Origin of the sequence: Phenylobacterium sp., from assembly GCF_035475775.1 — a bacterium.
Taxonomy (GTDB): Bacteria; Pseudomonadota; Alphaproteobacteria; order Caulobacterales; family Caulobacteraceae; genus Phenylobacterium.
This window is the reverse complement of the sequence record NZ_DATIMC010000058.1, coordinates 1-14,176: the sequence shown is the minus strand read 5'-3', so window position 1 is coordinate 14,176 and position 14,176 is coordinate 1. Positions and strand designations below refer to the sequence as shown.

At 73.5% G+C, this 14,176-nt stretch carries 13 protein-coding genes; 6 read left to right on the top strand and 7 right to left on the bottom strand.

Annotated elements, in window-relative coordinates:
• Nucleotides 1–275: 275 nt before the first annotated feature.
• The 3 genes from VLI41_RS07080 to VLI41_RS07070 all read right to left on the bottom strand — a co-directional run bounded on the left by VLI41_RS07080 (nucleotide 276) and on the right by VLI41_RS07070 (nucleotide 3,687).
• Complete coding sequence (locus tag VLI41_RS07080; protein ID WP_325267367.1) at nucleotides 276–512, bottom strand: hypothetical protein; 237 nt, start codon at nucleotides 510–512, stop codon at nucleotides 276–278.
• A 103-nt stretch (nucleotides 513–615) separates the two neighbouring features.
• On the bottom strand, nucleotides 616–2,115 hold the full coding sequence (locus VLI41_RS07075) for an MFS transporter (protein ID WP_325267366.1): 1,500 nt from the start codon (nucleotides 2,113–2,115) through the stop codon (nucleotides 616–618).
• Between the two features lie 57 nt (nucleotides 2,116–2,172).
• On the bottom strand, nucleotides 2,173–3,687 hold the full coding sequence (locus VLI41_RS07070) for an MFS transporter (RefSeq protein WP_325267365.1): 1,515 nt from the start codon (nucleotides 3,685–3,687) through the stop codon (nucleotides 2,173–2,175).
• Nucleotides 3,688–3,885: 198 nt separating this feature from the next.
• Between VLI41_RS07070 and VLI41_RS07065 the strand changes: the two genes are divergently transcribed.
• The 5 genes from VLI41_RS07065 (at nucleotide 3,886) to VLI41_RS07045 (ending at nucleotide 7,968) form a co-directional block, all read left to right on the top strand.
• Nucleotides 3,886–4,752 (top strand): hypothetical protein, encoded by an 867-nt coding sequence (locus VLI41_RS07065; protein WP_325267364.1) that lies wholly within the window; start codon nucleotides 3,886–3,888, stop codon nucleotides 4,750–4,752.
• 53 nt (nucleotides 4,753–4,805) lie between these two features.
• Entirely contained in the window at nucleotides 4,806–5,204 is a 399-nt protein-coding gene (locus VLI41_RS07060; RefSeq protein ID WP_325267363.1) for a GntR family transcriptional regulator, read from the top strand.
• Entirely contained in the window at nucleotides 5,201–6,172 is a 972-nt protein-coding gene (locus tag VLI41_RS07055; protein ID WP_325267362.1) for an SPFH domain-containing protein, read from the top strand. Before VLI41_RS07060 ends, VLI41_RS07055 begins: the two co-directional genes overlap by 4 nt.
• Before the next feature lie 107 nt (nucleotides 6,173–6,279).
• Nucleotides 6,280–7,107: a hypothetical protein gene (locus VLI41_RS07050; RefSeq protein WP_325267361.1), complete on the top strand. Its 828-nt coding sequence runs from the start codon at nucleotides 6,280–6,282 to the stop codon at nucleotides 7,105–7,107.
• 261 nt (nucleotides 7,108–7,368) lie between these two features.
• Nucleotides 7,369–7,968: an ABC transporter substrate-binding protein gene (locus VLI41_RS07045; protein ID WP_325267360.1), complete on the top strand. Its 600-nt coding sequence runs from the start codon at nucleotides 7,369–7,371 to the stop codon at nucleotides 7,966–7,968.
• On the opposite strand, the gene VLI41_RS07040 is transcribed toward VLI41_RS07045, so the two are convergent.
• Both VLI41_RS07040 and VLI41_RS07035 read right to left on the bottom strand, forming a co-directional pair.
• On the bottom strand, nucleotides 7,949–10,564 hold the full coding sequence (locus VLI41_RS07040) for an MMPL family transporter (RefSeq protein ID WP_325267359.1): 2,616 nt from the start codon (nucleotides 10,562–10,564) through the stop codon (nucleotides 7,949–7,951). The two genes, VLI41_RS07045 and VLI41_RS07040, sit on opposite strands and share 20 nt — an antisense overlap.
• Before the next feature lie 9 nt (nucleotides 10,565–10,573).
• Nucleotides 10,574–11,446 (bottom strand): VacJ family lipoprotein, encoded by an 873-nt coding sequence (locus tag VLI41_RS07035; protein ID WP_325267358.1) that lies wholly within the window; start codon nucleotides 11,444–11,446, stop codon nucleotides 10,574–10,576.
• 158 nt (nucleotides 11,447–11,604) lie between these two features.
• On the opposite strand from VLI41_RS07035, the gene VLI41_RS07030 reads away from it, so the two are divergent.
• Nucleotides 11,605–12,522, top strand: a complete 918-nt coding sequence (locus tag VLI41_RS07030) for an aminoglycoside phosphotransferase family protein (RefSeq protein WP_325267357.1) — start codon at nucleotides 11,605–11,607, stop codon at nucleotides 12,520–12,522.
• Between the two features lie 204 nt (nucleotides 12,523–12,726).
• Here VLI41_RS07030 and VLI41_RS07025 read toward each other — a convergent pair whose 3' ends face one another.
• Nucleotides 12,727–13,539 (bottom strand): hypothetical protein, encoded by an 813-nt coding sequence (locus VLI41_RS07025; protein ID WP_325267356.1) that lies wholly within the window; start codon nucleotides 13,537–13,539, stop codon nucleotides 12,727–12,729.
• 43 nt (nucleotides 13,540–13,582) lie between these two features.
• Nucleotides 13,583–14,176: hypothetical protein (locus VLI41_RS07020; protein WP_325267355.1), on the bottom strand; the 594-nt coding region annotated here is incomplete at its 5' end.

The window sequence follows — 14,176 nt, the reverse complement described above, 5'->3', positions numbered from 1 at the left end:
GGCGAGCCGGCGCTGACGGTTCCCGTGCTTTCGGTCTCGGTCGCCCCGTTGGTGGGCGGGCTCGCCGTCGCGGCCGTCGGCGCGCCGGGGGTCTGGGCGAACGCCGTCGCGGCCAGCGGCGCAGCCGCCAGCGCGAGGGCGGCGGCCAGGGTCAGGGGTCTGGGCATTGGGAGCCTCCGGGAGGGCGCGGCGCCCGCTCAACGCCGCAACGCGTCCGGGAGTTCAGGGCGCGCTCGCCCAGCGTGTTGAAGGCGAGGCGCGACCGGGCGATCGCCTCAGTGCAGCAGGGCGGGGCGGCGGACCGGGGGCGGCGCGGGCTCGGCGGCCGGCGAGGCTCCGGCGGGTGCGTGGAAGCGGCCGATGAAGCGGAAGCCTTCCCACAGCTCGCAGCCGTGGGGGAAGTCGGCCGCCAGCGAGCGGCGGATGGCGCGGACATCGTTTTCCAGGTCGCAGGCGACGGCGTCCAGCAACCGGCCCGCCGCGTCGAAGGGAAAGATCTGGTAGTGACGCATTCTCGCGCCTCCGCGTGCCCTCACAGCCCGATGTTACGCCCGGCGGGCGCGGCCGACCAAGCGGGGGCCGCTGGCGCAAGACCCACAGTTTCGTGAGCGGGCTTCAGCCCGCGACGCGCACCGGCGTGGGGGCCTCGCCCTCGACGCCGGCCTCGCGGGCCGCCTCGGCCACGGCTTCGGCTTCGCGGACGCTGGCGAGATTGCGCTCATGGGCGGCCTGGTCGATCCGGTAGAACAGCCAGGCGGAGATCGACAGGAACGAGAGCGTGGTGGTCACCGGCAGGTACACCCAGACCAGGTGTCGAACGAGGCCGGGATCGACGGCCCCGGGCCGCGCCCTGGCGGGGAAGTGCACGAAGGCCAGCACGAGGCCGGGCATCAGCGCCGAGGCCGCCGCCGTCGCCTTGCCGATGAAGGTGTTGGTGGACATCACCAGGCCCTCTGACCGGCGGCCGGTCTTCACCTGCGCATCCTCGGTGATGTCGGCGATCATCGAGGTGACCACGATGAAGCCGGCGTTGCCGAGGATGCCCCAGGCGAAGCGCTGCAGCATCAAGAGCGGCATGAGCGCGGCGTCGCCCGGTCCCGGGAAGGCGCCCAGCAGCCGCATCAGCAGCGGCGCCTGCAGCACCAGCAGGCTGCCGAAGAAAAGGCTCACGCAGGCCTTCCGCTTGCCGACGCGCCGCGAATAGGCGGCGGCGACCACGGCCGCGCCGAACGAGGCCACCAGGTTGGTGATCGACAGCACCCCGACCTGGCTCGCCTTGAGGCCCCAGAAGAAGGTGTCGATGTAGAGCGCAAGGCCGGAATAGAGCCCGGAGGCCAGGCCGCCGAGCAGGGTGCCGGTCAGGGCCACGCCCAGGTTCCAGTTCTTGAGCGTCGCGCCGACCTCCCTGAGGTTCTGGAGCAGGCTGGCCCGCCTCTCCGCCGGCCGGTGGAGGCGTGGGATGCGGTCGTGGGTGCCGATCGCCGAGACCAGGATCGAGGCCAGCATGATCGCCGCGGCGGTGAGCGCCATCGGGGCCCAGGCGTCGGGGTTGAGCTGGCCCATCGGGTACTTGGGCGTCGGGCGGAAGAACCAGAAATAGCCGAGGTTGGCGGCGAGCGCGCCGCCCAGCGTGCCCAGCACCCAGCGGTAGCTCATCACCACGGTGCGGTCGTGGTAGTCGGGGGCGAGCTCCGGCGCGAGCGCCGAGGCCGGCATTTCGTAGAGGCTGATGAGCAGGCGCGCGCCGACCACGAAGACCAGCAGCCAGATCGCCTTCTGCCCCATGGTGAAGCCGCCCGGCGGCGACCACAGCAGCACCCAGCTGACCGCGATCGGGATCGCCGAGCCGTAGAGGAACGGATGGCGCCGGCCCCAGGGCGTGCGCAGGTTGTCGGAGATGTGGCCGACCATCGGGTCCCACACCGCATCGACGATCAGCGAGACGGCGAGCGCGGCGGAGACCACCTGGGCCGACAGCCCGATCACCTGGTTGTAGAAGAACAGGAGCAGCGGCAGGACCGTCAGGTGCACGCCGTAGGAGAGCGAGCCGAAGCCGTAGAGGAATTTGGTGCGGAAGTTCAGGCGCTCCGGGGCGGCGGCCGGCTTGATTGTCACAGGGGCTTCTCCTCGCTCGATCTCAGTGGGCCGGGGGGCGCGGTTTCATCGGCGCGGCTAGCCCGCCAGACGGGCGGCGGCGACCGCGTCGGGCTCGGCCTCGGCGGCGATCTCGCTCGCGGCCTGCGCTTCGGCGACGGTGGCCAGGTGGCGGTCGTGCGCCGCCTTGTCGATCCGATAGAAGAACCAGACCGCGATCGACAGGAACGAAAGCCCCGAGGTGACCGGCAGGTAGACCCAGGCCATGTGGCGGATGATCCCCATGTCGATCAGGCCCGGGCGCGCGTGCGCCGGAAAGCCGACATAGGCCAGCAGCAGCCCCGGCAGCAGGGCCGAGACGCCGGTGGTGGCCTTGGTGATGAAGGTGTTGGTGGCCATCAGCAGGCCCTCGGCCCGGCGGCCGGTCTTGACCTGAGCGTCCTCGGTGATGTCGGCGACCATCGAGCTCGACAGGATGAAGCCGCCGTTGGTCAGGCTGCCCGAGAGCAGGTGCGCCACGATCAGGATCGGCATCAGCAGAGCCGAGCCGTTGCCGGGGAAGACGCCCAGCAGCCGCAGCAGGATCGGCGCCTGGATCGCCACCACACAGCCGAAGAACATGGCGATGCAGGCGTGCTTCTTGCCGAAGGCGCGCGACAGGCCGGTTGCGATGAAGGCGCCCACCAGGGAGGCCACCAGGTTGACCAGCGCCAGGACGCCGATCTGGCTGGCCTTCAGCGCCCAGAAGAAGGTGTAGAAGTAGAGCGCGAGACCTCCGTAGAGCCCGAAGCTCAGGCCCGCGATCAGCCAGGCCGTGAGCGCCACGCCCAGGTTGCGGTTCTTCAGCGTCGCGGCGATGTCGCGAAGGCTGTGCGCGAGAGAGACCTTGCGCGCCGGCGGGCGGTGCAGCCTGCGGATGTAGTGATGGGTGCCCGCCGCCGAGACCACGATCGAGACCAGCGCGATCACCGCCGAGGCCCAGGCCATCGGTCCCCAGGCGGCGGGGTTTAGCTGGCCCTGCGGATAGGCGGCCGTCGGGCGGAAGAACCAGAAGTTGCCGAGGCTCGCGGCCAGCGCGGTTCCGGACACCCCCAGCACCCACCGGTAGCTCAGCACCACGGTGCGGTCGTGGTAGTCGGGCGCGAGCTCCGGCGCCAGGGCCGAGCTCGGCATCTCGTAGAGGCTGATGAGCAGGCGCGCGACGACCACGAAGACCAGCAGCCAGAGGAACTTCTGGGCGGCGTCGAATGCGGAGGGCGGGTGCATCAGGAACACCACCGAGGCGGCGATCGGGATCGCCGAGGCGTACATGAACGGGTGCCGCCGGCCCCAGGGCGAGCGCAGGTTGTCGGAGACGTGACCGATCACCGGGTCCCACACCGCGTCGATGACCAGCGAGATGGCCAGGGCGGCGCTGACCGCCTGGGCCGAGAGCCCGACCACCTGGTTGTAGAAGAACAGCAGCAGCGTCAGGATCTGGGTGAGGACGCCGTAGGCGATGGAGCCGAAGCCGTAGAGGAACTTGGTGCGGAAATTCAGGCGTGGCGGCGGCGCGGCTTTCGCTCTCGGGGGCTCGTCGGTCCGGGCGTCCACAGGCGGGCTTCCTCGCTTTGCGCGTCGAGGGTTCCCGGAGCCTGGCCGCGGGGGCCGTCCGTCCGGTCCCTCGTACCGTTTCTTCGAGGCTATGACGGGCTGAATTGACCGAGGAGTCAAATCGCCATGCTTGCGGCCGGCCGCCGCGGGGGCGGCGGTGGCCACAAAGCCGTCGAGATCGGTCATAAAGCTCGCGCCGTGACGCCTGACGACCCCAAGGACGCCAATCCCTACGCGACGCCCAGCGCCTGGCCACGGCTGCCGCAGGCGCCCATGAAGATCGGCGCGCCCAGGCCGTCGCCGGCCGCGCCGCGGCCCGACCCGGCCCGTCCGGGCATCTCGGAGATCCCGTCGCAAGTCTCGATCCTCACCGGCTCGGCCCTGCCGTTCGGCCCCGCCTCGCCGTCCGCGCGGCCACGGCCCGCGCCCGCGCCCCAGCCGCCGCAGGCGCAACCGGCCCCGGCGGACGCGCCCCGGCCTGCGCCGCAGGCCGCCGTGCCGACGCCCGCGGCGCGCGCGCCCGAGCCCGCCGCGACCACGCTCGAGCCGCTGGAGGTCACGCCCATCCCACCGCCGCCCAGGCCGAAGCGCCGCGCGCCGCTGCGCGCCTACATCCCGGCGGCCGCGGCCCTGGCCGTCGTCGCTGTCGGCGTCGCCATGCTGCTGGTCATGACCCGCCGGCCGCCGCCGGAGCCGCCTGCGTCCGCCTCGATCCCGGCCGCCGCCGCCACCGCCCGTCCAGCCACTTCGCTTCCCGCGCCCATCGGGGCTCCGGCGGCTCGCGCCGTCCAGGCCGAGGCGGCGCCGCCCGGGCCGCGCGAGGTCGCGCCGCGCGCCGCCGCCAGGCTCCGACCTCGGCCGCCTGCCGCCGCCACGGCCGCCGCCCCCGCTGCGGCGCCCGCCGCTCCCGCGACCGCCGCCGCGCCGCCCATCGCGACGCCGCAGCCCATGCCGCTTCCGATCGCCCCCGCGCCGGTCCAGGCCGCGCCCGCGCCGCCGCCGCCGGCCGCCCCGCCGCCGCCCTCCGACGCCAACGCCCCGATCGCGCACCACACGCCCAAGTAGGCGCGATCGACCGAGCTTGACCGGACGCGGGTGCGCCTATATTGTATGAGTGTATGCATACACAACAGCAGCTGCTCGCAACCTTGCGCATCGAGCCGACCGGCGTGCCGATCTATGTCCAGCTGCGCGAGCAGGTGCTGGCGGCGATGGGCGCGGGCGTGCTGCAGCCCGGCGACCAGATGCCGACCATGCGGCAGGTGGCGATCGCCTTGCGCGTGGACCTGAACACCGTGCGCCACGCCTATGACGAGCTGGAGCGCCTGGGGGCGCTGCGCCTGGAGCGCGGGCGGGGCAGCTTCGTGGCCGAGCCGCCGGCCCCCTCGAGGCATGCCGAAGCGGCCGAAAAGCTCGCCCGCCAGACGCTGGCCAAGGCGGCGCAGGCGGGGGTCTCCCCCGGACTTCTCGTGGAACGCATCGCGGCGCTGGCCGCGAACAAGGAGGACTTCCGATGAACGGCTTCCCGGGGACGGACTACCGGCCCACCGGCATCAACGCGCCGGCCGCCCTGCTGGCGGCGGTGCTCTTCGCCCTGGCGGCCCTGAGCTTCTGGGTGGGGACCGGCGGCGGGGCGGCGTGGTTCGTCGCATCCGGCGTGCTGATCGTGCTGGGCGTGCTGACCCCGATGTCGCTGAAGATGGCCAACCAGTGGGAGCGCGCCGTGGTGCTGCGGCTGGGCCGGCTGCAGAAGGTCGCGGGGCCGGGGATGTTCGTGATCGTGCCGGTGATCGACCAGATCGCCACCTGGCTCGACCAGCGCATCCAGACCACCGAGTTCAACGCCGAGCAGGCGCTCTCGAAGGACACCGTGCCGGTGGACGTGGACGCCGTCGTCTTCTGGCAGATCCACGACCCGGAGCGCGCGGCCCTGGAGATCACCGACTACCGCTCGGCCATCGAGCGGGTGGCGCAGACGTCCTTGCGGGAGATGGTCGGCTCCTCGCTGCTCTCGACGCTGCTCTCCGACCGCCAGAAGGGCGACGAGGTGCTGCGCGAGCAGATCGGCCGCAAGACAGCCGAGTGGGGCGTCACGGCGCATTCGGTGGAGATCCGCGACATCTCCGTGCCCGCCGCCCTGCAGGACGCCATGAGCCGCGAGGCCCAGGCGCAGCGCGAGGCCGCCGCCCGGGTGCACCTGGGGCAGGCCGAGCAGCAGGTGGCGCAAAAGTTCGTGGAGGCTGCGGAGATCTACGCCCGCTCGCCCGCCGCGCTGCAGCTGCGCGCCATGAACATCATCTACGAGACCACCAAGGAGCGTGGCGCGACCATCCTGTTGCCGACCTCGATGGTGGATTCGCTGAACCCGGGCGGGATCATGGCGCTCGCCGGACTCGGCGCCGCCGGCGCGCCCGCCGCGCCGCCGGCGCAGCCCGCCGCCGCCGCGGCCCCGACGCGCGGCCGCTCGCGTCCACGGGCGCGCTGAGCGGTCTCGAGGCCTCGGCGGCGGCCCACCCAGGAATCCGCGCCCGCCGCGGATGAAACCAGCTCTGCGGTTCGTTGGACGCAGCGGGACACCTGGGAGACCTTCATATGCGCAGCACCACCCTTGGCCTCGTGAGCGTCGCGAGCAGCCTGGCCCTGGCGACGGCGGCCTTCGCCGGTCCGGGCGGACACGGGGGATTCGGGGGCGGACTGGGCGGCGGTTTCGGCGGCGGCCACATCGGCGGCGGCCTGAGCGGCGGCTTCGGCGGCGGCATGGGCTCGGCCGGCGCCCAGGGCCATATCGGCGGCGGCGGACCGGGCCTGGGCGCGGGCGCCGCCTCCGGCCTCGGGGCAGGCATCGGCCCGGGCGTCTCGGCCTCTGGGCGCTCGAACAGCGAAGGCGCGGCCCACGCCTCGCCCGAAGGCGTCGAACACGCCAGTCCGAACTCGGTGCTGAACGACGCCACCACGACGAGCGCCGGCGCCAAGGACCGCGCCGACGACGCGGCGGACGCGGCCGACGATGCCGACGACAACGCCGCCAACGCCCACCGGCGGGCGCACCGCATGGGCCCGGACCGCGCATCGGCGACGGGGGTGGCGCACTCCAACACCCACGCCGGGCTGCGCACCGCCACGACCACCACCGCCAGCACGACCGCGGGAAGCCGCCGCGCTCATGACGAAGCGGCAGACGCGCTCGACGATGCAGATCACGCCGCCAACCGCCGGGCGCACAGGATGGGGCCGACCCACGCCTCCGCCCAAGGGACCGCACACGCCAACGCCAAGGCGGGCCTGGGCGGCAGCACGCTCACCCCCGCCAGCAAGCACAACAGGCGGCGGGCGCATCGGATGGGCCCGACCCGGGCCTCGGCGCAGGGGGTTGCGCACGCCAACGCCCATGCCGGGCTGAAGACTCCCAGCCCCGGCTGATCCCGGACAAGGCTCCGCCGCCCGTCCCGGCGGAGCTTTCGTGGAGCGCCGGCGCACATTCCCGTCCCTCAGCCGTCGGCGCGTTCACCGGCCCTCTCCCCGGAGAAACCGGGGGGAGGGCCATTCTTTTGCACGCGGCGAGCCGGCCGGGAGGGTGTGTTTCGCGCCCCAAGGCGGCGGCCTCGCGCTTTGCAGCAGGCGCGTTCAGGCTGTAGTCAGCCGCAAGCGGCATGCTGGGCGGGAACAAGACGGTCGATGGTCATGCGTAAGCTTCTGGCGGCCTGGACCGCGCTGGCCCTGATCGCGGCCCCTGCGGCGGCCAGGGCGGCGCCGGCCGATCCCGCCGCGCAACGGGTCGAGAGCCTGTGCGTGGGCGTGCTGGAGGCGGTGAAGCAGGCCAAGGGCGCGGGCGTCCAGACCCGCGCGCGGAAGATCCAGCCGGTGATCGAGGAGAGCTTCGACATCGGCGTCATGGCGCAGTTCGCGATCGGTCCGGCCGCCTGGGCCAAGGTGGCGCCGGCCGAACGCACGGCGCTGGTGGCTGCGCTCACGAGGCACACCGCGGCGCGCTACGCCCAGGCGTTCGACGCCTACACCGGCCAGAGATGCGCGGTCGATCCCGCCGTCCAGACCCGCGGGCCCGACAAGCTGGTCAGGTCGCAGATCGTCGAGCCGCACGACTCCTCGTCGGTGAACTACCGGCTGCGGCAATACGGCGGCGCCTGGAAGGTCATCGACGTCTACTACGAGGGCGTCAGCCAGCTGGCGACCGAGCGGGCCGACTTCGCGGGCGTGCTGGCCTCGGGCGGGCCCGCGGCCCTGATCGCCAGGCTGAACGAGCTCACGGCGAAGATGCGCTGAGCGGCGGCTCGCCATCGGCGGCGGCGACGCCCAGGATCGCCGGCTGGACGATCAGCGTCGCGACCAGGATCCAGGCCAGCGAGATCAGCAGCAGGATCCCCATGCTGGCGGTGCCGGGGTGGCGCGAGAGGCTGAGCGCGCCGAACGCCGCCCCGGTGGTGAGCGCGCTGTAGAGGATCGCGCGGGTCAGGCTGGAGGCCAGCAGCCGCCGCTCGCCGCGCAGCCAGGCCACCACGAAGTAGATGTTGAACGAGACGCCGATCCCCAGCAGCAGCGGCAGGGCGATAAGGTTCTCCAGGTTGATGTCTTGGCCGAAGAGCACGCAGGAGCCGACCGCGAACACGGCCGCCAGCAGCACCGGCGCCAGAGTGAGCGCCACGGCCCTGGCGCTGCGCAGGGCCAGGGCCAGGAGCGCGGTGATCGCCGCCACCGACAGGATCCCCGCCTGGCCGAAGGCGCCCAGGATCAGGTGGCGCGTCTCGGCCACGTCGAGCGGCGTGCCGCTGGCCTGCGGGGCCGCCGCCTGCACCGTGCGCACGAAGCGGGCGAGGCGCTGCGGATCCTGCGGATCGGCGGGCAGGATCTCGAGCCGCGCCTGCCCCTCCGGCGCGAGCCAGTCGCGCTTGAGGTCCGCAGGCAGGCTGTCGGCCGTCACCGGCTCGGCGGTCAGCATGGCGCGCACCTGGCCCAGCGCGGTCGGCAGGCCGCCCAGCAGCACCGCCTGCAGCCGGGCGCGTCCGGCCGGCGGACCGTCGGCGGCCGCGCGCAGCGACCGGGCGAGCGGGCCGGCGTCGGCCGCCAGGGCCCGCCCGTTCGGGCTGGCCGCGGCGCTGGCGAGCGCCTCGGCGGCGGCCTTCAGGCTCTGCACCAGATCGGCGTCGGTGGGTGGCGGCGAGACGTCGAAGGGGTTGATCGTCGGGTCGAGCAGCAGGGATGCGTCCTGGATGGCCGCCAGCTTCGGCGGCTGATCGGCCGGCACCAGGCTGTCGAGGGTGATGACCTGGCCGACGCCCGGCAGCCTGGCGAGCCGCGCCGCCTGGGCGCGGGCGGCCGCGAGGTCGGGGGCCAGCACGTCGAGGCTGTTCGGATTGGTGTCCGGGTCGGCCGAGAGCTCGAGGAAGGTCGCCACCGACTCGGTCTTCGGGTCGCGCAGCCGCAGCGGGTCGAAGTTGAAGGCGAGGCTGGGGGTGAGCGCCAGCGCCAGCAGCCCCAGCACGAGCGCGGCGGCCAGGATGCCGCGCCGGCGGGCCTGCAGCGGCGCGTCGGCCCCGCGCAGCGCCGGCAGGCCCATCTCGGCGGCGGGACTGCGGGCCGCGAGCCAGGTGAGCAGGGCCGGCAGGAAGCTCAGCGCCAGCAGGTAGGCGACGCCCATGCCGACGCCGGCGATCAGGCCGAGCTCGGAAACCCCCTTGTAGCGGGTCGGCAGGAAGGCCAGGAAGCCGAGGCCCGTGGCGGCGGCGGCCAGGGTGAGGCCGCGGCCGGCGCCCTCGCCGGCGTTGGCGAGCGCGGCGGCGATGTCCGGCTCGCTCAGCGCCTCGGCGCGGTAGCGCACGCAGAACTGGATGGCGAAATCGACGCCCAGCCCCACGAACAGCGGCATGAAGGCCACCGAGATCAAGTTGAAGCGTCCGAACACCACGAGCCCGAAGGCGGCGGTGATCGCCAGCCCGGCCAGCACCGTCGCCAGGATGGCGCCCACGATCTTCGGCGAGCGGACCGCGAAGTAGAGGATCACCAGCACCACGCCCAGCGTCGCGAGCGCGATCGGGCCCGTGGCCTCCGACAGCGTCGCGAGCTCGTCCTCCGCCATCGGGATCTGGCCGGTCAGGCGCAGGGCGATCCCATGCGCCGGATCGAGCTGCAGCCGGCGCGCCTCGCCGCGCACCAGGTCCAGGGCGGCCGCGCCGGGATCGGCGCGGCGATAGTCGACCCTGGGGATCAGTTCGAGGAACTGCCGGGAGTCATCGGCGTCGAGCGCATGGCCGACGATCAGCGGCCGCCAGGCGAAGAACGCCGTCTGGCCCGCCTCGGTCCGCCGGACCGCCTCGGCGATGGCGGCCAGAGGCGCCTGCATGGTCGCGGGATCGGCGTCGCCCGAGGCCACCCCTTCGGCCGCCGTGGTCAGGCTGGTCATCACCCCGCGCAGGCTGGGATCGGCGGCCACCGGGGCGAGCAGCGGCTGGGCCTTGATCAGCGCTTCGGTGGCGGCCTTCACCTCGGGCTCGGGGAGGAACAGCAGCCCTTCCCGGTCGAAGAAGGCTCCGCCGCCGGGGCGCTCGACCTCCTCGAACAGGTCGCGCCGGGGCTGCAGCGCGGCGGCGAGGCGCGCAGCGGCGGCCTCGGCGAGCTCCGGCGTCCTGCCGTCGATCACCACGGTGATGTCGTCGCCTTCGATCGGGAAGGCCCGCTCCAGCGCCGCCTCGTGCGCCCGCCACGGCGTGTCGGCCGGGATCAGGGCGGCGAGCTCGGTGTGGATCGAGAAGCGGGCGACGGCGTAGGCGCCGGCCAGCAACGCCAGGACCAGCGTCGCCAGCACCACCCGCCGCGGCCGACGGCACGCCGCGGCGACCAGCCCTGCGATCCGGGAACGCGCCACCCGCCAGGCCTAGGGACGGCTCGGCGGCGGCGTGGCCGCTTCGGGCGGGGGCGCTGGCGCCGGCTCGACCGGGGCGGGCGGCGCGGCCGCCGGCGGCGACTCCGGCAGCTCGGGCAGGCTCTCCAGCGGCGCGTCTGCGCCCCTGATCTCGGCCTCCCGCGACTGGAGGTAGACCGAGCGCAGGGTGGCGTAGGGATCGGCGGCGGTGGCCTTGAGCGCCCGCAGCTGTGCGTCGGCCTGCTCGCGCTGGTCGAGGAGGTCGAGGCTCGTGCGGGCGATCCCCACTGTCTGGGCGTTGCCGAACCGGGCCCAGGTGAGCGGGTCCGTGACGAAGTCGACGCCCTCGCCGAGCGCATCGCGCAACGTGGTGGGGCCGAGCAGCGGAACGTACAGGTAGGGCCCGGGCCCGACTCCGTAATGGCCGAGCGTCGCGCCGAAGCCGTTGTCGTGATGCGGCAGGCCGGCGCCCGCCGCCGCATCGAAGATTCCGGCCACGCCCACCGTGCTGTTGGCGACGAAGCGGACCGCCGTCCTGGCCGCCGCCTTCGGATGGGCCTGCAGCAGGTCGTTGGCGAACACCACCGGCTCGTCGAGGTTCTGGACCACGTTGTGCACGGCCTGCCGCACCGGCCGGGGCGCGATGCGGCGGTAGCCGGCGACGATCGGATGGATCAGGCCCCGGTCGATCGCGTCGCCGATCGCGAATAGCCCGCGATTGAGGCCCTCGAGGGGATCGCGGCGCGGCGCGTGCGGCGGGGCGGCGGCGGCGCGGCCCGGCGGCGGCGCGGCCGGCGCGGTGGCGCACCCCGCCAGCAGCAGGGCCGCAGCGACGACGCCCGGGAGGGCGATGCGGCCGATGGCAAGCTTCCGGACCTGACGCACGCCGCCTCCAGTCTGCGCGGACCATGACCGCACGCACGGACAGCCGCCCGCGCCTTCTGGCACAAGTTGGCGGCGGGGAGAATCGCCGGCCTGCGATCGGGCGCCGTCTGCGACGCCTTTCCGCGACCGCCGAAATCGGCTCTCTTCCGGCGCAGCCGATGACCTCGCCCCCCGCCCTCCCCAACACGGCGCCGCGCATCCCGCCCGCCGAGCATCCGATCGACGCGGACCTGGTGCGCGGCCTCCTGGCCGACCAGCAGCCGGCGCTCGCCGATCGTCCGGTGCGCGTTGCCTCTGAGGGCTGGGACAACGCCATGTTCCGGCTGGGCGAGGACCTGGCCGTGCGCCTGCCGCGGCGGCGGCTCGGCGCGGCGCTGCTCGCCGTGGAGCAGCGCTGGTTGCCGCGGGTCGCGCCTGGCCTGCCGGTGGCGACGCCCTCGCCGGTCTTCGCAGGCGCGCCCGGCCGCGGCTATCCGTGGCCCTGGAGCGTGGTGCGCTGGCTGCCCGGCGCCTCGGCCGAGCGCGCGCCGCTGAACTCCGACCAGGGCGCGCGCTGGGGCGCCTTCCTGAAGGCGCTGCACCGTCCCGCCCCCGCCGAGGCTCCGTTCAATCCCTACCGCAGCATTCCACTCACCGAGCGCGCCAAGCTCTCCGGCCCGACGCTGGCGCGGCTGGCGGCGGCCCGGCCCGACCTGGTCGACGCGACCCTCCTGCGCCTCTGGGGCGAGGCGCTCGCGGCGGAGGCCGACCTCGCGCCCACCTGGATCCACGGCGACCTGCACGCGCGCAACGTGATCACGAACGACGGCGTGCTGGCCGGCGTGATCGACTGGGGCGACATGTGCCGCGGCGATCCCGCCATGGACCTCGACAGCCTCTGGATGGTGCTGCCGGACGCCGCCGCCCGCGCCGCGGCGCTCGCCGCCTATGGCGACGTCTCCAAGGCCACGCTCGCCCGCGCCCGCGGCTGGGCGATCGCCATCGGCGCGGTGGTGGCGGAGAGCGCGGCCGAGGCCGATCCGATGTTCGCCGCCGCCGGCGAGCGGGCGCTGATCGCGGTGCGCGAGGAGGGCTGAGCGTCGTAGATTTTGCCTCCCTCCTCCTCGATGGAGGAGGGGAAGGGGTGGTGGTGTGCGCAGGGCGATGGGTTTATCGCTCGAGTGGCGCTGGCTCCGACCCGCGCCACTCTCCCAGGCTCAGCGGTCCCACCACCACCCTGCCCTCCTCCATCGAGGAGGAGGGTGGATGATTTGCCGGTGAGCTGAGAGGGAAAGCCGGCGTCAGGCCAACTCGGCGACCTTGCGCGGCGCCGGGGCGTCGGCGGCGACGCCGAGGTGGCGGGCGAAGAAGCGTTCCCAACTCGCGCCCTCGAACGGCGGGATCTCCATGTGGCCGCCGGGATTGACGTGCATGGTCTTCTCCTTCGAGCCGAAGGCGTCGAACAGGGCGACGCCGTTCTCGCGCGAGGCCACCGCGTCGTCCCACTGGAAGACGAACTCCACGGGGATGATGATCTTGCGGGCGGCATCCTGCATCTCGGTCGCGCCCGGACGCAGACCGGCAAGACCCAGAACCGCGCACTTGATCCGCGGCTGCTGGGCCACGAACGGCACGCCGATGGCGCTGCCCATGGAGACCCCCCAGTAGCCGACCGGCCCGCCGGAGCCCACGAAGTCGAACCCCTGCGCCGCGTCGAGCGCGGCGTTCCACTCCGGCACCGCCTGGCGGGTGCGCTCAGCCATGCGGGCCAGGCGCTCGGGCGTCCAGGCGGACGTCACCTGGCCGGTGACCCGCGCGCCGGTCTCGGCCATGTTGCGGGCCGCCTCCTCGCGGCTGACGCGGTCGCCGTGGCCGGGGGCGTCGATCGCCAGCACCGCATAGCCGAGATGGCGCGCGTACTGCTCGGCGCGGATGCGCAGGCTCTCGATCTTCTTGTGCTGCGAGCCGCCGTGGCCCATCAGCACCAGCGGCCTTGGCCCTCTCGCCCCCTCCGGCGACCAGATGACCGCCGGCACGCGCTCGCCCGCGACGGTCACCTCGAAGGAGTGGCGCGCGACGCCGCGCTCGGCGCGGTCGAACCTCAGATCCGTCATCGTAACCTCCTAGCCGATTGGGTTTCCGGGGCCGGGCCTGCGCTCAACCCGCCGGCACGGGCGCCTTGGAGAGGTCGACCGACCTCGCACCGTAGCGGGCGGAAAAGGCGGCGGTGTCGATCTCCTCGAGCTCGATCTCGCGGGCCATGACCTTGGCCTTCCATGCCTCGTGGGCCGCGATGTTGGCGTGAAACTCCGGCATCACCTCGGCGGCGAACAGCTCCAGCGAGGCGCAGATGTCCTCGTGGCTGTTGCGGCCGGCCTGGTTGAGCAGGATCACCTGGTCGATGTGGCTCTGCTCGAATTTGCGCAGCTTCTTGCGGATTGTCTCCGGGCTGCCGATCAGGCCGCCGGCCAGCGCGGCGGCGGCGGCCTCCGGATTGGCCCGCTTCCACTTGCCGTACTCCTCCCACATGTCCACCGTGCCGGGCGGCGGACGCTTTCGGTCGGGGGTGTTGTAGTAGCGCAGGCAGAACTGGAAGAAGGTCGCGCCGTCGGCCTTCTGGCGCGCCTCCTCGTCGGTCCTGGCGCACATGAACATCGAGACCAGCGCGATGTTCGGGTTGACCGGATAGTCCGCGAGCTTGGAGAGCCGCTTGGTGATGCCGTTGTAATAGGCGTGCACCCAGGCGTGCGC